Here is a 19,341-nt window from a genome sequence, read left to right as displayed (position 1 = left end):
TCAACGTCAAGCCCTGGCTCGGTTGCCCGTCACCAGGCGGTAGATGCCGAGCACGATCAGCGAGCCGAGGATGGCCAGCAGCCAGGTGCTCAGGTCGAAGAAGGTGTTGATGTCGGTGCCGAAGATGGCACGACCGACGAAACCGCCGATGATGGCGCCGACGATGCCCAGGAGCATCGTGATGATGATGCCGCCGGGGTCGCGACCAGGCATGATGGCCTTGGCGATGGCACCCGCGATCAGGCCGAGCACAATCCAACCCAAGATGCCCACGGGGGCTCTCCTTCCTGAGGACCACGGCGAGCGGATTCGTCGTGGCGCTTGATCGGGGAGTGCCCACGGCCGGGTGAAGCCACGCGTCTGTTACCACTCCGTTATCGAAGTACCGCTGTGCGGGTTATCAGCCGGGGTCCGGAACAATGGCGGTGATGAGCACACCACGCACGGTCCTGGTCCTCGGCTCCACGGGGTCCGTCGGCACCCAGGCACTCGACGTCATCGCGGCCAACCGCGACCGGTTCTCCGTGGTCGGGCTGGCCGCCGGCGGCTCGGACCCCGCCGCGCTGGCCGCCCAGGCCGTCGAGTTCGGGGTCGACGCGGTCGCCGTGTCGCGCGCCACCGCGGTGGAGGACGTCACGCTCGCCCTCTACGCCGAGGCGCAGAAGCGCGGCTACGCGGAGGGCGCGTTCAAGCTGCCCCGCGTCCTGGCCGGTCCCACGGCCACCACCGACCTCATCGACTCGACCCCCGCCGACGTGGTGCTCAACGGCGTGACCGGCTCGATCGGCCTCGAACCGACGCTGCACGCGCTCGCCACCGGCGCCACGCTCGCCCTGGCCAACAAGGAGTCGCTGATCGCGGGCGGCCCGCTCGTGCTCAAGGCGGCCCGGCCGGGGCAGATCGTGCCGGTGGACTCCGAGCACTCGGCGCTGGCGCAGTGCCTGCGCGGCGGCCGGGAGGACGAGGTGGCCCGGCTCGTGCTCACCGCGTCCGGCGGCCCGTTCCGCGGTCGCACCCGCGACCAGCTGGCCGGCGTCACCGCGCGTGACGCCCTGGCGCACCCCACGTGGTCGATGGGCCCGGTCATCACCGTCAACTCGGCCACCCTGGTCAACAAGGGCCTGGAGCTGATCGAGGCGCAGCTGCTGTTCGGCGTGCCCTACGAGCGCATCGACGTGGTCGTGCACCCGCAGTCGGTGATCCACTCGATGGTCACCTTCACCGACGGCTCCACGCTGGCGCAGGCCAGCCCGCCGGACATGAAGCTGCCCATCTCGCTGGGCCTCGGCTGGCCCGACCGCGTCCCCGGCGCCTCCGCCGCGTGTACCTTCGACGTGGCGACCGCGTGGACGTTCGAGCCGTTGGACGACGAGACGTTCCCCGCGGTGCGGCTGGCCAGGTGGGCGGGCTCCGGCGGGGGCTGCCTGCCGGCCGTCTACAACGCCGCCAACGAGGAAGCGGTCGCGGTCTTCCTCGACGGTCGCACGACGTTCACCTCCATCGTGGACACCGTGCGGCGCGTGCTCGACGAGGCGGACGGTTGGGCGCACGAGCCGGCGGACGTCGCCGAAGTGCTCGCGGCGGAGGAATGGGCCCGGGCGCGGGCGCGGGAACTCGTGGCCACCTCGGTGGGGTCTGGAAGGAACTGACCGTGAGCTTCTTCTTGGGCATTCTGCTGTTCGCCCTGCTGATCGGCATCTCGATCGCGCTGCACGAGCTGGGCCACCTGGCCACGGCGAAGATGTTCGGCATGAAGGTCACCCGGTACTTCATCGGGTTCGGCCCCAAGATCTGGTCCTTCCGCCGCGGCGAGACCGAGTACGGCCTCAAGGCCATCCCGGCGGGCGGGTTCTGCGAGATCACCGGCATGACCGCGCTGGAGGACGTCCACCCGGACGACGCGCCCCGCGCGTTCAACCGGCAGAAGACCTGGAAGCGCGTCGTCGTGCTCTCCGCGGGCTCCATCACGCACTTCCTCGTCGGGTTCGTCATCCTCTACTTCATGGCCTTCACGTTCGGCCTGCCCAACGTCCGCGACACGGCGGTGATCGCCGAGGTCGCACCGTGCGTGCAGAACAGCGTGGACGCCGAGTGCGCCGCCGGCGCGCCCGCGCCCGCCAAGGACGCGGGCTTCCAGGTCGGCGACGAGATCCTCGCCGTGGGCGGCACCACCACCCCCACCTGGACCGACGTCATCACCGAGACCCGCAAGCGGTCCGGCGACACCGAGTTCCGGGTGGAGCGCGACGGGCGCGAGCTGGCGCTGACCGCCGACGTGGCGCGCGTCGAGCGGGAGCTGCGCAGGCCCGACGGCTCGACCTACACGCAGGAGATCGGCGCGATCGGCGTCATCCACCAGCAGAACTTCGAGTACAACGCGCTCACCGCGGTCGGCGGCGCCACCTCGTTCACCGGCACGATGTTCCAGAACGTCTGGGAGGGCCTGCTCCGCTTCCCGGAGAAGATCCCCGCGGTGATCAAGGCCATCGGCGGCGCGGAGCGCGACGTGGACACCCCGGTCAGCGTCGTGGGCGCCAGCGTCCTGGGCGGCGACGCGGTCGAGAAGGGCCTGTGGCCGTTCTTCTGGCTCATGCTGGCCGGCCTGAACTTCTTCGTGGGTGTGTTCAACCTCCTGCCCCTGCTGCCGCTTGACGGTGGTCACATCGCGGTCAACCTGTACGAACGGGTGCGAAACTGGGTGCGGAAGCTCCGCGGCCTGCCCGACGGCGCCCCGGTGAACTACCTGCGGTTGCTGCCGCTGACCTACTTCGTGATCTTCGTCGGTGGCTCGGTCACGCTGCTGACGGTCACCGCGGACATCGTCAACCCGATTCGGCTCCCGTGAGGACCAGGCTCCAGTGAGAGGTGTTTGTCCATGACCGACGGCGTCATGCTCGGAATCCCGGCGATGCCGCCCCCGGTGTTGTCGGAACGCCGCAAGACCCGACAGCTCATGGTGGGCTCGGTCGGCGTCGGGAGCGAGTTCCCCGTGTCGGTGCAGTCGATGACCACCACGCTCACCTCGGACGTCAACGCGACGCTCCAGCAGATCGCGGAGCTGACCGCCGCGGGCTGCGACATCGTGCGCGTGGCGTGCCCGTCGCAGGACGACGCGGACGCGCTCGCCGCCATCGCGAAGAAGTCCCAGATCCCGGTCATCGCCGACATCCACTTCCAGCCGAAGTACGTGTTCGCGGCCATCGAGGCCGGGTGCGCGGCGGTCCGGGTGAACCCGGGCAACATCCGGAAGTTCGACGACAAGGTCAAGGAGATCGCCGCGGCGGCCCGCGACCACGGCACCCCGATCCGGATCGGCGTCAACGCCGGCTCGCTCGACCCGCGGCTGATGGCCAAGTACGGCAAGGCCACCCCGGAGGCGCTGGCCGAGTCGGCGCTGTGGGAGGCGTCGCTGTTCGCCGAGCACGACTTCCACGACCTGAAGATCTCGGTCAAGCACAACGACCCGGTGGTCATGGTCCGCGCCTACGAGCTGCTGGCCGAGCAGTGCGACTACCCGCTGCACCTGGGCGTGACCGAGGCCGGCCCGGCGTTCCAGGGCACCATCAAGTCGGCCGTGGCCTTCGGCGCGCTGCTGCGCCAGGGCATCGGCGACACGATCCGCGTCTCGCTGTCCGCGCCGCCGGTCGAGGAGGTCAAGGTCGGCCACCAGATCCTCCAGTCGCTCAACCTGCGCCCGCGCAAGCTGGAGATCGTCTCCTGCCCGTCCTGCGGTCGCGCCCAGGTGGACGTCTACACCCTCGCCGAGCAGGTCACGGCCGGTCTGGAGGGCATGGAGGTGCCGCTGCGCGTCGCCGTCATGGGCTGCGTCGTCAACGGCCCCGGCGAGGCCCGCGAGGCCGACCTGGGCGTCGCCTCCGGCAACGGCAAGGGCCAGATCTTCGTCAAGGGCCAGGTCATCAAGACCGTGCCCGAGCACCAGATCGTGGAGACCCTCATCGAGGAGGCCATGCGCCTCGCCGAGGAGATGGGCGAGACCGCCGAGAGCGGCGAGCCGGTCGTCTCCGTCGGCTGAGCGGGTGGTGGACGCGCGGGTGACGCGGTCCATCTGGCAGGCTTGAGCCGTGTTGAGGTTGGCTGGCGCGCGCCTGCTCGACGAGAGGGACCTGAGCGAGGTCCTCGCGGTGCTCGCGGCCGACCCGGTGGCGTCCTGCATGGTCGCCGCCCGGGTCGAGGTCGCGGGCCTGGACCCGTGGCGGCTGGGCGGCGAGGTGTGGGCCTACGACCACCGCGCGCTGCGCGGCGGCCGGGTGGACGGCCTGTGCTTCGCCGGCCCCAACCTGATCCCGCTGCGCGGTGACACCGCGGCGCTGCGCAGCTTCGCCGACCGGGCGCGCAGGCGCGGCCGGATGTGCTCGTCGCTGGTCGGGCCCGCGGAGCAGGTGCTCGGCCTGTGGGAGGAGCTGTCCCCGGACTGGGGGCCCGCCCGCGAGGTGCGCCCCGAGCAGCCGCTGATGGCGTTGGGCACCGGCCCGTCGATCCCGCTGGACCCGCTGGTGCGGCCGGTGCGGCCGGACGAGCTGGACCGCTACCTGCCGGCGGCGGTCGCCATGTTCATCGAGGAGGTCGGCGTCGACCCGTGCGCCGAGGACGGCGGCGCGTCCTACCGGGCGCGGGTCGCCGAGCTGATCGCGGGCGGTCGGGCGTTCGCCCGGTTCGAGGGCGGCGACGTCGTCTACAAGGCCGAGATCGGGGCCATGTCGGCGCGGGTCGGCCAGATCCAGGGCGTGTGGGTGCGGCCCGACCGGCGGGGCTGCGGCATCGGTGCGGCCGGCACCGCGGCCGTCGCGGAACGCCTGGTCCGGGGTCTGGGGCGGACCGCGTCGCTGTACGTGAACTCCTACAACGAGGTGGCGCGGGCCGCCTACCGCAAGATCGGCTTCACGCAGGTCGGCGAGTACGCCACCGTCCTGTTCTGACCGGTCGGTACCCGGTCCCGCGCGGCGCACCGGCATACTCGGGGCCGTGATCGCGCGCACGCTGGCCCTGTCCGGGGTCGTGCTGCTGCTCGTCAGCGGCTGCGGACTGTTCTCCTCCCGCCCGGGACCCGACCAGGTGACGAACGAGTTCCTCGCCAAGCTCGCCGCGGGCGACGTCGACGGCGCCGCGGGCGTCACGGACGACCCCGCCGGGGCGAAGGAGCTGCTGGGCAAGGTCCGCGAGGTGCTCAAGCCCGCCGGCCTGCGCACCACCGTGGAGCGGGTGAGCTCGTCCGGCGAGTCGTCCACGGCGGACGCCGAGGTGGGGCTGGAGTGGGACCTCGGGCACGGCCACTCCTGGGGCTACCGCACCGCGTTCGACCTCCGGCGCGAGGACGAGGACTGGAAGGTCCACTGGGCGTCGTCCGTCGTGCACCCCAAGCTCGCCGCCGAGCAGACGCTGGGCCGCGCCGAGGTGCGGCCCGACCCGGCGCCCGTGCTCGACCGCGACGGCGTGGCGCTGCTGGCGCCCGAGGAGGTCGTGTCCGTCCTGCTCGACGCGAAGGAGGCGGACGACGTGCCCGCGGTGGCCGCCGCCCTGGCCTCGGCGCTGTCCCCGATCGACGCCGCGATCACCGCCGGGTCCATCCTGGAGGGTTCCTCGCAGGTCCCGTCCGGGCAGCTCTACCAGGTGGCGGCGCTGCGCGACGCGGACTACCAGACGGTGAAGCCCGCCATCTACGACCTGCCGGGCGTGCGGTTCACCACGCGGACGAGCCTGCTCGCGCCGTCGCGGACGTTCGGGTCGCAGGTCCTGCCGGCCATCCGCGCGGAGGTCGAGGAGGAGAGCGCGGGCCGCGCCGGGGTGCGCGTCTACACGGTGGGCGCGGCCGGTGACGAGGTGGAGACCCTGCACGAGGAGCAGCCCGAACCGGCGGAGGCCGTCCGGACCGCGCTGAGCCGGACCGTGCAGACCGCCGCCGAGGACGCGCTGGAGCCCGTGCCGCAGGCGGCGATGCTGGTGGCGCTGTCCGCGTCGACCGGCGACGTGCTGGCCGTCGCGCAGAACGCGCCCGCCGACGCCGAGGGCGCGGTGGCGCTGACCGGCCGCTACCCGCCGGGCTCGACGTTCAAGGTCGTCTCGGCCGCGGCGGCGATCGGCTCCGGGCAGGCGGGCGCGGACACGCCGCTGCCGTGCCCCGGCCGCACCACGATCGACGGCCGCCGGGTCGTGCCGAACGACCACGACTTCGACAAGGGCACGATCCCGCTGCGCTCGGCGTTCGCGTTCTCGTGCAACACGACGTTCGCCGAGCTGGCGGCCGGGATGGCGCCGGACGCGCTGACGAAGGCGGCGGACTCGTTCGGCCTGGGCGTGGACTACGAGATCCCGGCGATCACCACCATCACCGGCTCCGTGCCGCCCGCCACCGACGTGGTCGAGCGCGCCGAGGACGGCTTCGGCCAGGGCAAGGTGCTGGCCAGCCCGTTCGGCATGGCCGTGGTGGCGGCCACCGCGGCGTCGGGGAAGGTGCCGGTGCCGACCGTGCTGGCGGGCCGGGAGACGAAGGCCGACCACACCCCGACCCCGCCGACGCCCGCCGTGCTGGAGCCGCTGCGGGCGATGATGCGCGAGGTCGTCGACCAGGGCACCGCGCCGCAGCTCAAGCCGTACGGCGACGTGCGGGGCAAGACCGGCACGGCCCAGTTCGGGGACGGCACCCGCTCGCACGGCTGGTTCGTCGGGTACCGCGGCGACGTGGCCTTCGCGACCCTGCTGGTGGGCGCGGACTCCTCGGCCCCGGCGGTCGAGGCGACGGCCCGGTTCCTGGGGGCGCTGGGCTGAACGGAGCAAGATCCACGTGATGCGGCGTTACACATGGATCAGGTCGGTTTGCGCGAACTGCGCCACCACGCGACGGAGTACGTGAGGCGCGCGGGAGAGCGGATCGCGGTCACGGACCACGGGCGGGTGGTGGCGGAGATCGGTCCGCCCGCCGGAGTCCGGACGCTGCGCGACCGCCTGGTCGTCAACGGCGAGCTGCTCCGCGGTCGGGGCGGGGCGTTCCCCGAGCCGCTGCCGGCGACCTCGGGCACGCCGATCCCGGAAGTGCTGCGGCGGATGCGCGAGGACGAGCGCCGGTGATCTACCTGGACGCCTCGGCACTGGCCAAGCCGGTGCAGGTCGAGGCGGAGACCGACGCCCTGCGCGCGTGGCTCGACGAGCGCCCCGACCAGCGCAGGGTCAGCAGCTCGCCGGCGCGGGTGGAGTTGGTCCGCGCCGTGCGGGCCGAGGGGAAGCCGCGATCCGCGTCGCGACCGTGATCCTGGTGGAGCTCGACCTCGTGACGATGACCACGGACCTCCTCGACTCGGCCGGGGCGCTGCCGCTCCCCCGTGAAGTCCCCCGACGCGGTCCACCTGGCCTCGACCCCGCGGTTGCGGGAGGGCCTGACCGCGTTCGTCGCCTACGACGAGCGGCTCCTCACCGCCGCCGACGAGATCGGGTTGCCCGTCGCCGCACCCGGCACGGCGGGGGCGACCGGGTAGCGGGCACACCGCGTCGCGCGTCGCGCGACGCGTCGTAACCTGGGGGCATGTCCGTTCGTGCCGTCCTCCAGCCAGGTGTGCAGTCCCCGCGTCGTCCGGTACCCGAGGGGATCGAACGCCCCGAGTACGTCGACCGGCGGGAACCCCAGAGGAACACCGACCCGTGGGTCCAGCCGCCCGAGGTGATCGAGGCGATGCGCGTCGCCGGCCGACTGGCCGCGCAGGCGCTCCAGGAGGCGGGCAAGGTCATCGTGCCCGGCGTGACCACCGACGAGATCGACGCGGTCGCGCACGAGTTCCTCTGCGACAACGGCGCCTACCCGTCGACGCTCGGCTACCGCGGCTTCCCGAAGTCCTGCTGCACCTCGCTGAACGAGGTCATCTGCCACGGCATCCCCGACTCGACGGTCGTGGAGGACGGCGACATCGTCAACGTCGACGTCACCGCCTACATCGGCGGCGTGCACGGCGACACGAACGCCACCTTCCTCGCCGGCGACGTGCGCGAGGAGGTCCGGCTCCTGGTCGAGCGCACCCACGAGGCCACCATGCGCGCCATCAAGGCGGTCAAGCCGGGCCGGCAGCTCAACGTCGTGGGCCGGGTCATCGAGGCGTACGCCAACCGCTTCGGCTACGGCGTGGTGCGCGACTTCACCGGCCACGGCATCGGCCGCACCTTCCACAGCGGCCTGGTGGTGCTGCACTACGACGCCCCGCACGTGCCCACGGTCATCGAGCCGGGCATGACGTTCACCATCGAGCCGATGATCACCCTCGGCGGCATCGAGCACGACCTGTGGGACGACGGCTGGACCGTCACCACCCGCGACAAGAGCTGGACCGCCCAGTTCGAGCACACGCTGGTCGTCACGGACGACGGCGCGGAGATCCTCACCGCCTGCTGAGCAGCGGCACCAGGGCCTCGGCGACCAGGTCGGGTTCGGTGACGGCGGCCAGGTGGTGCGCGTCCAGCGACACCACCGGCCAGCCCAGCCCGCGCGCCCGGTCGGCGGCGTCGTCGTAGACCCGGCTCAGCCGCAGGTAGGAGCACGGCCCGGTCCACGCCACGGTGGGCCGGGCCTCCTTGAGGAACGCCAGCGGCACCTCCGGGGCCTCGGCCACGATCTCCTCCAGCAGCCGCACGTCGGGCACCATCGCGGACAGCGCCTCGGGCGCGAACCACAGGTCCCAGCGCGGCATCAGGCCCTCCCGCGCGATGGACTTGAGGTGCGCCATGCGCTCGGCGGGCGCGTCGTCGCGCCAGCTCCGGCCGGGCGTGGGCAGGTCGGCGTCGAGGAACACCAGGCCGCGCACCGGCGTCTCCAGCGCGTCGGCGAACGCGGGCAGCAGCGGACCGGCGCCGCTGTGCCCGACGAGCACCAGGTCGCCGGTCACCCCGGACTCCTCGACCGCGTCCGCGAACACCCCGATCAGCCGCTGGTGCACCGGCGCGGCGTTGACCGTCGCCCGCAGGTCCGGCAGCAGCACGGCGTGCCCGAGGGACGCCAGGACCTGCGCGAGCGGGCGGAGGCTGGCGGGTCCGAGGTACGGGCTGTGCACCAGGACCGCGGTGGCGGGGACGTCGACCATGACGTGGATGATGTCAGCCGGGACCGACGGCGGAGGGACATTCGTGGGCAGCGCGTTGCTGGTGGCGGGCACCACCTCGGACGCGGGGAAGAGCGTCCTGGCCGCCGGGCTGTGCCGCTGGCTCGCCCGCGAGGGCGTCCGGGTCGCGCCGTTCAAGGCGCAGAACATGTCGAACAACTCGGTCGTCACCCGCGACGGCGGCGAGATCGGCCGGGCGCAGGCCCTCCAGGCCGCCGCGTGCGGGCTGGAGCCGAGCGTGCGGTTCAACCCGGTGCTGCTCAAGCCGGGCGGTGACCGCAGCTCGCAGGTCGTGGTGCTGGGCAAGGCGGTGGGCGAGGTGTCCGCCCTGTCCTACCGGGCGCGCAAGGCCGAGCTGATGACCACCGTGCTGGCCACGCTGGAGGGCCTGCGCGCCGACTTCGAGGCGGTGGTCTGCGAGGGCGCGGGGTCGCCCGCCGAGATCAACCTGCGGGCGGACGACATCGCCAACATGGGCCTCGCGCGGGCCGCCGGCCTGCCGGTGCTGGTGGTCGGCGACATCGACCGCGGCGGCGTGTTCGCGCACCTCTTCGGCACCCTGGCCCTGCTCGACCCGGCGGACCAGGCGCTGGTGGCCGGGTTCGTGGTGAACAAGTTCCGGGGCGACCCGGCGCTGCTCGAACCGGGCCTGCGGCAGCTGCGCGCGCTCACCGGCCGGCCGGTGCACGGCGTGCTGCCGTGGCGCGAGGAGCTGTGGCTCGACGCCGAGGACTCGCTGTCCTACGCCGCGGACGGCGTCCTCGGGCGGCCGGCGGCGCCGTGCGGCGACCAGTGGCTGCGGGTGGCCGTGGTGCGGCTGCCGCGCATCTCCAACGCCACCGACGTGGAGGCGCTGGCGTGCGAGCCGGGCGTGTCCGTGCGGTTCGTCACCGAGCCGTCCCGGCTGGCCGACGCGGACCTCGTCGTGCTGCCCGGCTCGAAGGCCACCGTGGACGACCTGCGCTGGCTGCGCGCCACCGGCCTGGCCGACGCGGTCGCCGCGCACGACGGCCCGGTGCTGGGCATCTGCGGCGGGTTCCAGATGCTCGGCGCGCGCATCGACGACCCGGTGGAGTCCCGCGCGGGGACCGTGGCCGGGCTCGGCCTGCTCGACGTGGACGTGCGGTTCGAGGCGGACAAGACCCTGCACCGGCCGCGCGGCACGGCGTTCGGCGAACCCGTCACGGGCTACGAGATCCACCACGGCACGGTCGCGCGCAGCACCGAGGACGGGCTGGTGACCCTCGCCGACGGCACGGTGGAGGGCGCGCTGCGCGGGCGCGTCGCGGGCACCCACTGGCACGGGCTGCTGGAGAACGACGCGTTCCGGCGCGCGTTCCTGCGCTGGGCCGCGGGCCACTCCGGGCGGGACGGGTTCGCGCCCGCGCCGGACGTCGACTTCGCCGGCCGCCGCGAGGCGCAGCTGGACCTGCTCGGGGACCTGGTCGTCGAGCACCTCGACACCGACGCGGTGAAGGGGTTGCTGGAGCGCGGAGCCCCGAGGGGGCTGCCCGTCATCCCGCCCGCGGGTGCGCCGCCCGTGTCGTGAGCGCCTGGCGAGGTCCGCGACCACCAAGTCGCGGGGTGGACCGCCGGGTCTCGACGACGACCGGTCCGCGGCACGCGGTGCCCGACCTCCAAGCCGGGCGACGAGGCGGTGCCTGAGGACCGCGCGGTCGCGGTCGTGCGGGATGTCGGGGTCGTCCGCGCGGGACGACCTAGATGCCGTCCGCCGTCGGGCGGAGGGACGAAGGCGTCAGGAAGCGCACGTGTCACACCTCCGCTCATGGCTCGTCATGCTGTGAAAGTACCGGTTCGGACCAGGGGGATACGTCGCCCGATCGGGCTATACCGGTCACGGAACGCGCACGATCGTGGCCAGACCCGGCTCCCCGGGCCGTTCCGCCCACCCGGGTGGCCACTTCCGCCGGGCCGTCCCGACGCGGGTCCGCGCGCCCGCCAGCGCCGCCGAGGTGTGCACCCCGAAGTCCGTCTCGCCCTCGAACAGCGCCCCGCGGAACACCGACTCGCCGAACCCGACCCGCCGGAAGTCCGCCAGCCCGCGGAAGCACGTCTCGCGGAAGTCCGCGCCGTCGGTGAACTCGGTGCCGCGGAACGTCGCCGGCCCGACGAACGTGCTGCCGGAGAACGACGCCGACCGCACCCGCGCGTGCGTCAGGGCGAGCTTCACCAGGGTGGCGTGCGACAGGTCCAGCTCGATCCCGCCCCAGAACGCCTCGGGCCGGTCGGGCCGCAGGTGCGCGGCGAGCAGGCCGGCGGCCGTCTGCCGCACCTCCAGCTCCTGGTAGCGGTGCGCGTCGCGCGGCCCGACGCGCGTCCGGACCCGCGCCTCCGGCGGCGGCGTGAACGGCATCCGCAGGTAGGCGCACACCAGGTGCACGATGGTCTGCCGGTGGGCGGGGTTGCCCTGCGCCAGCCGCTCCAGCGCGTACAGCCCGGCCAGCCGCACCGGCGCCTTGTCGCTGCCGAGCTGGTCGGCGGCCTTGCCGTACAGCTCGGTGACGCGGCGCTCGGTCGCGTCGTGGTCCTTCTGCCGCAGGTCCAGCTCGGTCGACCGCTGCCGCCGCGCGGTGAGCAGCAGCGCCGCCGCGCCGCCCGTGCCGAGCACGATGCCGCCCGCCGTGCGGACCGCGTCCAACCGCGCCAGGGCGCCGGGGCTGCCCGACCCGAGGGTCACCACCAGCACCGCCGTCGAGGCGACGGCGAGGACGCCCAGCCCGATGCCCCAGAGCACGATCGTCCGCGCCGACAACACCTTGTGCTCGGCCCCGGGGTCCACCAGTCCGGCTTAACGAACCGCCGGGCGATCGTCAATCACCGAGGAGAGCGGTAGGGGCCGCGGCCGGACCGCGCGACGGCACGAGCGGCACCGCCGCCGCCGGTCCGGGCACCGCCGCCGGCTCCGGCTCCCGCTCCGCCGCCGGCCCCGGCTCCGGCCGCACGCGGGGAGGGCGTCGGCGGAGCGTGGTGGCCGCCATGCCGAGCACCACCAGCGCCCCCGCGCCCAGCCGCACCGGCGTCAGCTCCTCGTCCAGCAGCAGCCACCCCGACAGCATCCCGGCCACCGGCACCAGCAGCGCGAACGGCACGACGACGGCGGCCTCGTAGGTGCGCAGCAGGGAGTTCCACAGGCCGAAGCCGAACAGCGTGGAGACCCAGGCGATGAACAGGATCGCGGCGACGTTGCCCCAGTCGAGCGAGCGCAGCGCGGCCAGGCCGGCGGCCGGGCCCTCGAACACCAGCGACAGGCCGAGCAGCGGCGGGAACGCGACCGCGCTCACCCACACGATGAAGTTGAGCGGGTCGGGCGACTGGGCGCGGCGGGTGGCGACGTTCGCCAGGCCCCACGCCACCGCGGCCGCGATCACCAGCAGGAACGCGCCGACCGGGCCGCTCGTGCCGTGGTCGACGCCGATGACCGCGATGCCGACCGCCGCCACGGCCATCCCGGCCACCTGCACGGCGCGCGGCCGTTCGCGCAGCAGCACGGCGGCGAACAGCACGGTGAAGAACACCTGGCCCTGGAGCACCAGCGACGACAACCCGGCGGGCATCCCCGCGCCCATGCCGACGAACAGCAGGCCGAACTTCGCCACGCCCAGCGCCAGCGCCACGGCCACGACCCACTTCCACGCGACGCGCGGCGGGCCGACGAACCACAGCGCGGGCACGGCGGCGGCCAGGAAGCGCAGCGCGGAGAAGAAGATCGGCGGGAAGTCGCGCAGGCCCACCTTGATGACGACGAAGTTGACGCCCCAGACGACGGCGACGAGCACCGCGAGGGCGGCGTGGCGTGGTTTCACGGTGTCCACTCTCAGCGCTGCCATCGTTTAGCACCAGCAACGAGTTCTGAAGGAATCGGTTTAGGATCGCTACATGTTGGACCTCGGACGGTTGCGCGCGTTGCACGCGGTGGCGACCCACGGCTCGGTCGGCGCGGCGGCCACCGCGCTCGGTTACACGCCCTCGGCGGTGTCCCAGCAGATCGCCAAGCTGGAGCGCGAGACCCGCACCACGCTGCTGGAGCGGCGCGGCCGGGGCGTGGCGCTCACCGACGCGGCGCACCTGCTGGCGACCACCGCCGGGCAGGTGCTGGCCCTCGTCGAGGGCGTCGAGGTGACGCTGGAGGAGCAGCGCGGCGAGGCGGTGGGCCGGCTGCGCGTCGGCGCGTTCGCGACCGCCGCCCGCGGCCTGCTGCCGTCCGCCCTCGTGCGGCTGCACGAGCGGCACCCGCGGCTGGACGTGCGGGTGGTCGAGCTGGACCCGCCGGACGGGCTGGAGGCCGTGGCGCGGGGCGAGCTGGACGTGGCCGTGACGCACGACTGGGTCAACGCGCGGCTCGCCGTGCCCGAGCCGGTGTCGCGGGCGCGGCTCGGCGAGGACGTGGCCGACGTGCTGCTGCCCGTCGGGCACCGGTTGGCGGGGCGCGAGTCCCTGACGCCCGAGGACCTGGCCGGCGAGCGGTGGATCTGCCAGCCGGAGGGCGCGATCTGCCACGACTGGCTGGTGAACACCTTCCGCGGTGCGGGCATGGAGCCGGACCTGGCGCACCGCGTCGCCGAGTACGAGACGCAGTTGGCGCTGCTGGCCAGGGGGATCGGCGTCGCGCTGCTGCCCCGGCTGGGGCGCGGGGCCCTGCCCGCGTCGGTGCGCGCGGTGCCGTTCCTGCCGACGCCGACCCGGCGCGTGTTCGCGGTGTGGCGCACGCAGGCGGGCAGGCGGCCCGCGGTGACGGCCACGCTGGCGGCGCTGAGGGAGTGCTGGGACCTGCGCGACACGGCCTGAACCGCCGACCCGTCGCCGCCGACCCGTCGCCGGACCTGTCGTCGGACCGTCGTCGCCGCCGGGTCCCGCCGTCGCGGCTGGTAGCGGCTGGTGGCGGCTAGTCCTTGTGGCGCTCCAGCAGGTCCTCCAGGAAGCCGCCCGCCTCGACGGCGGCGCGCGCGGCGTCGCGGTCGCGCACCGCGTCCAGCAGGCCGGTGTGCGAGACCTGGTCGTCGTCGTGGTCGGTCTCGACGGTCGCGGTGATGCTGGCCCGGACCGCCTCGGTCAGGCCCTGGTACAGCTCGGCCAGCAGCGTGTTGTGCGAGCACTGCACCAGCAGCACGTGGAACGCGGTGTCCCGCTCCACGAGCCTGGCCCAGTCCTTCGCGCACAGCGCCTCGTCCCGTTCGGTGAGCAGCTCCTCCAGCCTGCGCAGCTCGTCGTCGGTGCGGTGGGTCGCGGCCAGCCGGGCGCCCTCGACCTCCAGCGTCCGCCGCACCTGGAGCACGTCGCGCAGCTCGCTGCCGCACATCCGGCGGACCGCGCCGGACAGCTCGCTCGTGGCGCGCACGAACGTGCCGTCGCCCTGGCGCACCTCCAGCAGGCCGGCGTGGGACAGCGCGCGCACCGCCTCCCGCACGGTGTTGCGACCCACCCCCAGCGCGGTCACCAGTTCCGGTTCGGGCGGGATGCGGCGGCCGACCGGCCACTCACCGGCGGCGATCGCCCCTCTCATCTGGTCGATCACCTGGTCGACGAGGCCCGCTCGTCGGGTAGTGGCCAACGGCACAGCATCATCCTTTCATCCGAACATCCCATGTCTGCGATAGTAATCCGGTGACGATCCCGCAGACCCGGTCGGACGTGTCACCGTCGTCCGTCAACATTGCCACCGATCCCAGTGCCAATGCGACGATCGCGGACCATCCTGCTGCCACTGCCACCGGTGCGGTGGGCCGGAGTCGTCAAGTTGCCCTGGTCGGCAGCACTTTGTTGGCGATCGGCGTAGCGCTGGCCGCCGCGAACCTGCGCCCCGCGGTCACCAGCCTCGCCTCCGTGCTGGGCGATGTGCGCACGTCGCTGGGCGTGTCGGCGGCCTGGACCAGCGCGCTGACCGCCGTGCCGACGCTGTGCTTCGGCTTCGCCGCGTTCCTCGCGCCCTGGCTCGGCCGCCGCCTCGGCATGGCGCGCGCCGTCGGCCTGTCCCTGGCCGTGCTGACCGTCGGCCTCGTGCTGCGGGTCGTCGACGGCCCGGCGGCGGTCCTCGGCGGCACGTTCGTGGCGTGCGCGGGCATCGCCGTGTGCAACGTCCTCATCCCGGTGGTCGTGAAGGAGTCGTTCCCCGGCCGGGTCGGCCTGGTCACCGGCGTCTACACCGCCGCGCTCGCCGCCGGCGCGGCCCTGGGCGCCGCGTTCACGCCGGGGCTGGAGTCGTTCTTCGGCTCGTGGCGGCCGGCCGTCGGCGCCTGGGCCCTGCTGTCCCTCGCCGCACTGCTCATCTGGCTGGCCGGCGCCCGCCACGGCCTCGCCGCGCGCACCGCCACCCGCCGCGCGACCCCCGGCCGCTCGCTGTTCCGCAGCAGGCTGGCCTGGGTCGTCACCGTCTTCTTCGGGCTCCAGTCGCTGCTGGCCTACACCGTGATGGGCTGGCTGCCGCAGATCCTCGGCGACGCGGGCGTCGACCGCACCACCGCGGGCCTGCTGCTGGCCGTCACCATGGTCCTCGGCGTCCCGGTCAGCCTGATCGTCCCGACCCTGGCGGCGCGCCGCCCGAGCCAGTCCGGCCTGGTCCTGGCCCTCGGCAGCCTGTCCGTGCTGGGCGTCCTGGGCCTGGCCCTCGCCCCCGCCGCCGCGCCCGGCCTCTGGGTCGTCCTGATCGGCGTCGGCATGGGCATGTTCCCGCTCGCCCTGGTGATGATCTCGCTGCGCACGACGAACTCCGCCGACACCGCCCGGCTGTCCGCGATGGCGCAGAGCATCGGCTACCTGATCTCGGCGAGCGGCCCGTTCGCGTTCGGCGTGCTGCGCGGCGCGACGGGCACCTGGACGACGTCGATGCTGGTCCTGGTGGCCCTGCTGGTGCTGCTGACCGCTCTCGGCCACCTGGCCGGCCGCCCGCGCACCGTCTGATAACGCCCGGCTCGCCCGTACCGATAACACGGTCACAGTTGCACGGGAAGACCCGGCCGTTCGAGGGGTCCGGCCGGGTCTCCGCGCGTTCGGGGGTGCTCGCCCCGCTCAGTCCAGCGGCAGGTTGAGCAGGGCGTTCTCGATCACCTCGGGCATCGCCGGGTGGATCCAGTACTGGCCCCTGGCCATCGTGCCCGCGTCCAGGCCGAAGCTCATCGCCTGGATCACCGGCTGGATCACGGTCGGCGCCTGCGGACCGATCACGTGCGCGCCCAGGATCTCGCCCGTCGCCGGGTCGGCCAGGACCTTCGCGAAACCGGTCGTGTCCTCCATGGCCCACCCGTAGGCGATGGACGCGTACGCCTGCGACCCCACCACGTACCGCAGGCCGCGCTCGGCCGCCTGCTCCTCGGTCAGGCCGACCGACGCGATCTGCGGCGACGAGAACACCGCCGACGGCACGTACCGGTGGTCCGAGGCGATCGGCTCGTCGGGGTGGAGCAGGTTGTGCTGCACGACCCGCGCCTCGTGGTTCGCCACGTGCTTGAGCTGGTGGTCGGAGCTGATGTCGCCCAGCGCGTAGACGCCCTCGACCGACGTCCGCTGGTGCTCGTCCACGACGACGCGGCCGTCCGGGCGCACCTCGACGCCCGTCGCGGCCAGGTCGAGCAGGTCGGAGTTGGGCGTGCGGCCGACCGCGACCAGCAGCTCCTCCGACTCCACGACCTCCGCGCCGTCCGGGCCCTCCAGGTGCAGGCGCACCACGCCGTCCACCCGCTCGGCCCGCACGGCCTTGCGCCGCAGCCGCACGTCCCACTTCTCGGCGGCGATCCGGGTGAAGCGGCGCGCCACCTCCTGGTCCTCGTGCCGCAGCAGCAGGTCCGACCGGCCGACGATCGTCACCCGCACGCCGAACGACGAGAACACGTGCGCGAACTCGGCGGCGATGAACCCGCTGCCCAGGATGGTCATCCGGGCCGGCAGGGCGTCGAGGCGCATGACCGTGTCGGACGTGTGGTAGCCGACGCTCTCGATGTCGGCGACGTCCGGCACGACCGGCCGGCTGCCCGCGGCGATCACGAAGCGGTCCGCGGTGATCGTCTCGCCGGTGCCGGTGTCCAGCGTCTTCGGGCCGGTGAACCGCGCCGTGCCGGCGAAGACGGTGACGTTCGCGTTCTCCTCGGCCCGCCAGCGCCGGCCGCCCTCGGCGATCGGGTCGATGCGCCCGAAGATCCGGTCGCGCACGTCCGTCCACCGCACGCCGTCGAGGTGGGCGTCCACGCCGAGCCGCGCGCCCGACGCGGGAGCGCCGGCGACGTCCGCCGTGTGCACGAACATCTTCGTGGGGATGCACCCGACGTTCAGGCACGTGCCGCCGAAGACGCCCTTCTCGACGATCGCGATGTTCCAGCCGGCGAACCGCTCGTCCGCGATGGAGTTGCCGGAACCGGTGCCGATGATGACCAGGTCGAAGTGCCTCACGTCGGCTCCAACTCCGCGCGCGGGGCGCTTGTTCCCGGGGTCAGTGCGCGTAGGTCGGGGTGAGGACCGCGCGGGCCAGCGTGTGGAAGGCCAGGTTGAAGCTCACCACGGCGGGCGAGGCGTCGCCGTCCACGTCGAGCCGCTCCACGTCCACCGCGTGCACCACGAAGAAGTAGCGGTGCACCTGGTCGCCGGGCGGCGGGGCGGCGCCGCCGAACGCGCGCGTGCCGTAGTCGTTGCGCACGTGGAACGCGTCGCCGGGCAGCGACGAGTCCGACCCGCCCGCGCCGGTGTCGAGCGAGGTGACCGAGGCGGGCAGGTTCACCGCGACCCAGTGCCAGAAGCCCGACGGCGTCGGGGCGTCCGGGTCGAAGCAGGTGACGACGAAGCTCTTGGTCCCCTCCGGGAACCCGGTCCAGGTCAGCTGCGGCGAGGTGTTGCCGCCCTCGAACACCTGGGCTTCCGGCAGGGCCTGCCCGTCCTCGACGTCGGTCGAGGAGACGGTGAAGGACGGCACCTGCGGCAGCAGCGCGTACGGGTCGGGGGCGACGGGGCGTTCGAGGCTCATGTCGCACGACCCTATCGCCGGCCCGGGGGCGTCGCAGGACTCCACCGGGTCGCGGCGACCCCCGCGCAACCGTGTGACGCGCGACACGTCTTGAGAGGTGCACCCCCTGGCAGCCGCTCGGGGGGAGGAGCCCTTTGGAGGGCCGCGATGGACCGCCGCTACCGAAGACTCGCACTGCTCGCCCTGACCCTCGCCGCCGTCGGCGGCGCCGTTCCCGCCGCCGACGCGGCCCAGACCCGGTCCCAGACGCAGACCCCCGTGCTGACCGGCATCCGCACCGGTCGGCACGCCGACTTCGACCGCGTCGTGCTCGACCTGGCCGGCCACCGGCCGGAGTTCTTCGTCCGCTGCGTCGACCAGCTCGTCGAGGACGGCTCCGGCAACCCCGTGGACCTGCCGGGCCCGTACTTCCTGGAGGTGCGCATGGCGCCCGCCGCCGCGCACGACGACGCCGGCACGCCGACCTACACCGGTCCGCGGACCTTCACCACGCCCGCGCTGGCGAACGTGCGGGCGGTCGCGATCACCGGTGACTTCGAGGCCAACCTGACCGTGGGCCTCGGCGCGGCCCGCGACTCGTGGCACCGCGTGTTCCTGCTCGACGCGCCCACCCGCGTCGTGATCGACGTCGGGCACTGAGCCGCCCGGCAGTGAGCCACCCGGCGCCGGGCCGCCCGGCGTCGAGCCGCGCGGTCACCGGGTCGGGAAACCGGGTCGGGGGGAACCGGGTCGGGGGGAACCGGGGCCGCGCGGTCAGCCGGTCGTGATCAGGCGCACGCCGTGCAGGCCGAGCGCGCCGCGGGCGACGTGCGCCGGGCAGGACGCGACCTCGCCGCGCCTGGCCAGCTCGGACAGCAGCGGCTGGTGGCGCCGGGCCGCCGCGCGGGACAGGTAGCCGACCTTGGCGGGCGTGCCGTCGGCGTCCAGCAGGTCGACGCGCACCGCGTGCGGGTCGTAGGGGTTCGAGGGTTCGGGGACCAGCAGGGCGGTCGTCTCGCGGTCGGTGAAGCGGGCCAGCTCCGCCTGGTGCCCGGCCTCGCCGACCACGTCCAGCGGGCCGGGCACCGGCAGGGGCACCGGCCTGGGTAGCGCGGCGTTCGACGTCCGGTGCCTGATCAGCAGGAACACCGCCAGCACGCCCGCCACCGCGCTCGCGGCGAGGCCGACCGGGCCGACGGCGAGGGTGAGGGCGAGCGCCACCGAGACGGTGACGAGGGCGACGACCACTGGTGTTGTCCGGTGCACGGCGGGACCTCCGCGTCGGCGATGTGTCAGCCGCCT

At 73.7% G+C, this 19,341-nt stretch carries 21 protein-coding genes; 13 read left to right on the top strand and 8 right to left on the bottom strand.

The features are described 5' to 3' along the window. Positions 1 to 6 precede the first annotated feature (6 nt). The gene (locus tag ACR807_RS34455; protein ID WP_438925675.1) at positions 7 to 273 is read right to left on the bottom strand and encodes a GlsB/YeaQ/YmgE family stress response membrane protein; all 267 of its coding nucleotides are present in this window, start codon (positions 271 to 273) and stop codon (positions 7 to 9) included. Positions 274 to 428: 155 nt separating this feature from the next. Here ACR807_RS34455 and dxr point away from each other — a divergent pair, with 155 nt between their 5' ends. From dxr to map, 9 genes are all read left to right on the top strand, one after another. After that, positions 429 to 1,649 (top strand): 1-deoxy-D-xylulose-5-phosphate reductoisomerase, encoded by a 1,221-nt coding sequence (gene dxr / locus ACR807_RS34450; RefSeq protein WP_438925674.1) that lies wholly within the window; start codon positions 429 to 431, stop codon positions 1,647 to 1,649. 2 nt (positions 1,650 to 1,651) lie between these two features. Continuing rightward, positions 1,652 to 2,845, top strand: a complete 1,194-nt coding sequence (locus ACR807_RS34445) for a M50 family metallopeptidase (RefSeq protein ID WP_438925673.1) — start codon at positions 1,652 to 1,654, stop codon at positions 2,843 to 2,845. A gap of 30 nt (positions 2,846 to 2,875) precedes the next feature. Then, the gene (gene ispG / locus ACR807_RS34440; RefSeq protein ID WP_438925672.1) at positions 2,876 to 4,033 is read left to right on the top strand and encodes a flavodoxin-dependent (E)-4-hydroxy-3-methylbut-2-enyl-diphosphate synthase; all 1,158 of its coding nucleotides are present in this window, start codon (positions 2,876 to 2,878) and stop codon (positions 4,031 to 4,033) included. Between the two features lie 49 nt (positions 4,034 to 4,082). Continuing rightward, the gene (locus ACR807_RS34435; protein WP_438925671.1) at positions 4,083 to 4,937 is read left to right on the top strand and encodes a GNAT family N-acetyltransferase; all 855 of its coding nucleotides are present in this window, start codon (positions 4,083 to 4,085) and stop codon (positions 4,935 to 4,937) included. 46 nt (positions 4,938 to 4,983) lie between these two features. Next, on the top strand, positions 4,984 to 6,783 hold the full coding sequence (locus ACR807_RS34430; protein WP_438925670.1) for a penicillin-binding transpeptidase domain-containing protein: 1,800 nt from the start codon (positions 4,984 to 4,986) through the stop codon (positions 6,781 to 6,783). 33 nt (positions 6,784 to 6,816) lie between these two features. After that, positions 6,817 to 7,083 carry a type II toxin-antitoxin system Phd/YefM family antitoxin gene (locus ACR807_RS34425; RefSeq protein ID WP_438925669.1) on the top strand — a complete coding sequence of 89 codons (267 nt, stop codon included), beginning with the start codon at positions 6,817 to 6,819 and terminating at the stop codon, positions 7,081 to 7,083. Then, positions 7,080 to 7,262 carry a PIN domain-containing protein gene (locus ACR807_RS34420; RefSeq protein ID WP_438925668.1) on the top strand — a complete coding sequence of 61 codons (183 nt, stop codon included), beginning with the start codon at positions 7,080 to 7,082 and terminating at the stop codon, positions 7,260 to 7,262. Before ACR807_RS34425 ends, ACR807_RS34420 begins: the two co-directional genes overlap by 4 nt. Before the next feature lie 72 nt (positions 7,263 to 7,334). Then, on the top strand, positions 7,335 to 7,487 hold the full coding sequence (locus ACR807_RS34415; RefSeq protein ID WP_438925667.1) for a PIN domain-containing protein: 153 nt from the start codon (positions 7,335 to 7,337) through the stop codon (positions 7,485 to 7,487). A 47-nt stretch (positions 7,488 to 7,534) separates the two neighbouring features. Further along, entirely contained in the window at positions 7,535 to 8,392 is an 858-nt protein-coding gene (gene map / locus ACR807_RS34410; protein ID WP_438925666.1) for a type I methionyl aminopeptidase, read from the top strand. Here map and ACR807_RS34405 read toward each other — a convergent pair. Continuing rightward, entirely contained in the window at positions 8,379 to 9,077 is a 699-nt protein-coding gene (locus tag ACR807_RS34405) for an alpha/beta hydrolase family protein (RefSeq protein ID WP_438925665.1), read from the bottom strand. The two genes, map and ACR807_RS34405, sit on opposite strands and share 14 nt — an antisense overlap. A gap of 7 nt (positions 9,078 to 9,084) precedes the next feature. Here ACR807_RS34405 and ACR807_RS34400 point away from each other — a divergent pair, with 7 nt between their 5' ends. Beyond that, positions 9,085 to 10,644, top strand: a complete 1,560-nt coding sequence (locus tag ACR807_RS34400) for a cobyric acid synthase (RefSeq protein WP_438925664.1) — start codon at positions 9,085 to 9,087, stop codon at positions 10,642 to 10,644. A gap of 306 nt (positions 10,645 to 10,950) precedes the next feature. Here the strand turns inward: ACR807_RS34400 and ACR807_RS34395 are convergent, their stop codons facing one another. Both ACR807_RS34395 and ACR807_RS34390 read right to left on the bottom strand, forming a co-directional pair. Next, positions 10,951 to 11,895, bottom strand: a complete 945-nt coding sequence (locus ACR807_RS34395; protein ID WP_438925663.1) for a pentapeptide repeat-containing protein — start codon at positions 11,893 to 11,895, stop codon at positions 10,951 to 10,953. Between the two features lie 31 nt (positions 11,896 to 11,926). Continuing rightward, positions 11,927 to 12,943: an EamA family transporter gene (locus tag ACR807_RS34390; protein WP_438925662.1), complete on the bottom strand. Its 1,017-nt coding sequence runs from the start codon at positions 12,941 to 12,943 to the stop codon at positions 11,927 to 11,929. A gap of 49 nt (positions 12,944 to 12,992) precedes the next feature. On the opposite strand from ACR807_RS34390, the gene ACR807_RS34385 reads away from it, so the two are divergent. After that, positions 12,993 to 13,901, top strand: a complete 909-nt coding sequence (locus ACR807_RS34385; RefSeq protein WP_438925661.1) for a LysR family transcriptional regulator — start codon at positions 12,993 to 12,995, stop codon at positions 13,899 to 13,901. A gap of 97 nt (positions 13,902 to 13,998) precedes the next feature. On the opposite strand, the gene ACR807_RS34380 is transcribed toward ACR807_RS34385, so the two are convergent. Beyond that, positions 13,999 to 14,670 (bottom strand): FadR/GntR family transcriptional regulator, encoded by a 672-nt coding sequence (locus ACR807_RS34380; protein ID WP_438925660.1) that lies wholly within the window; start codon positions 14,668 to 14,670, stop codon positions 13,999 to 14,001. Between the two features lie 125 nt (positions 14,671 to 14,795). Here ACR807_RS34380 and ACR807_RS34375 point away from each other — a divergent pair, with 125 nt between their 5' ends. Further along, the gene (locus ACR807_RS34375; protein ID WP_438925676.1) at positions 14,796 to 16,010 is read left to right on the top strand and encodes an MFS transporter; all 1,215 of its coding nucleotides are present in this window, start codon (positions 14,796 to 14,798) and stop codon (positions 16,008 to 16,010) included. A 108-nt stretch (positions 16,011 to 16,118) separates the two neighbouring features. On the opposite strand, the gene ACR807_RS34370 is transcribed toward ACR807_RS34375, so the two are convergent. Both ACR807_RS34370 and ACR807_RS34365 read right to left on the bottom strand, forming a co-directional pair. After that, positions 16,119 to 17,492, bottom strand: coding sequence for a mycothione reductase (locus ACR807_RS34370; protein WP_438925659.1), 1,374 nt, complete (start codon positions 17,490 to 17,492; stop codon positions 16,119 to 16,121). 40 nt (positions 17,493 to 17,532) lie between these two features. Then, a complete protein-coding gene (locus ACR807_RS34365) occupies positions 17,533 to 18,060 on the bottom strand; it encodes a YbhB/YbcL family Raf kinase inhibitor-like protein (RefSeq protein ID WP_438925658.1) in 528 nt (175 codons plus the stop codon). Between the two features lie 147 nt (positions 18,061 to 18,207). Between ACR807_RS34365 and ACR807_RS34360 the strand changes: the two genes are divergently transcribed. After that, on the top strand, positions 18,208 to 18,699 hold the full coding sequence (locus tag ACR807_RS34360; protein WP_438925657.1) for an AMIN-like domain-containing (lipo)protein: 492 nt from the start codon (positions 18,208 to 18,210) through the stop codon (positions 18,697 to 18,699). Between the two features lie 114 nt (positions 18,700 to 18,813). Here the strand turns inward: ACR807_RS34360 and ACR807_RS34355 are convergent, their stop codons facing one another. Next, a complete protein-coding gene (locus ACR807_RS34355; RefSeq protein WP_438925656.1) occupies positions 18,814 to 19,305 on the bottom strand; it encodes an HIRAN domain-containing protein in 492 nt (163 codons plus the stop codon). Positions 19,306 to 19,341: the final 36 nt, after the last annotated feature.

Origin of the sequence: Saccharothrix sabaoui (assembly GCF_051756985.1) — a bacterium.
Taxonomy (GTDB): domain Bacteria; phylum Actinomycetota; class Actinomycetes; order Mycobacteriales; family Pseudonocardiaceae; genus Actinosynnema.
The sequence above is the reverse complement of the archived record's forward strand: the minus strand, read 5'-3'. Positions and strand labels throughout refer to the sequence as shown.

Bases quoted from the DNA above. Each gene is read 5' to 3' on its own strand.
- ACR807_RS34390 (WP_438925662.1), bottom strand. From the start codon at position 12,943: ATGGCAGCGCTGAGAGTGGACACCGTGAAACCACGCCACGCCGCCCTC.
- ACR807_RS34400 (WP_438925664.1), top strand. From the start codon at position 9,085: ATGATGTCAGCCGGGACCGACGGCGGAGGGACATTCGTGGGCAGCGCG.
- ACR807_RS34425 (WP_438925669.1), top strand. From the start codon at position 6,817: ATGGATCAGGTCGGTTTGCGCGAACTGCGCCACCACGCGACGGAGTAC.
- ACR807_RS34365 (WP_438925658.1), bottom strand. From the start codon at position 18,060: ATGAGCCTCGAACGCCCCGTCGCCCCCGACCCGTACGCGCTGCTGCCG.
- dxr (WP_438925674.1), top strand. From the start codon at position 429: ATGAGCACACCACGCACGGTCCTGGTCCTCGGCTCCACGGGGTCCGTC.
- ACR807_RS34405 (WP_438925665.1), bottom strand. From the start codon at position 9,077: ATGGTCGACGTCCCCGCCACCGCGGTCCTGGTGCACAGCCCGTACCTC.
- ACR807_RS34360 (WP_438925657.1), top strand. From the start codon at position 18,208: ATGGACCGCCGCTACCGAAGACTCGCACTGCTCGCCCTGACCCTCGCC.
- ACR807_RS34385 (WP_438925661.1), top strand. From the start codon at position 12,993: ATGTTGGACCTCGGACGGTTGCGCGCGTTGCACGCGGTGGCGACCCAC.
- map (WP_438925666.1), top strand. From the start codon at position 7,535: ATGTCCGTTCGTGCCGTCCTCCAGCCAGGTGTGCAGTCCCCGCGTCGT.
- ispG (WP_438925672.1), top strand. From the start codon at position 2,876: ATGACCGACGGCGTCATGCTCGGAATCCCGGCGATGCCGCCCCCGGTG.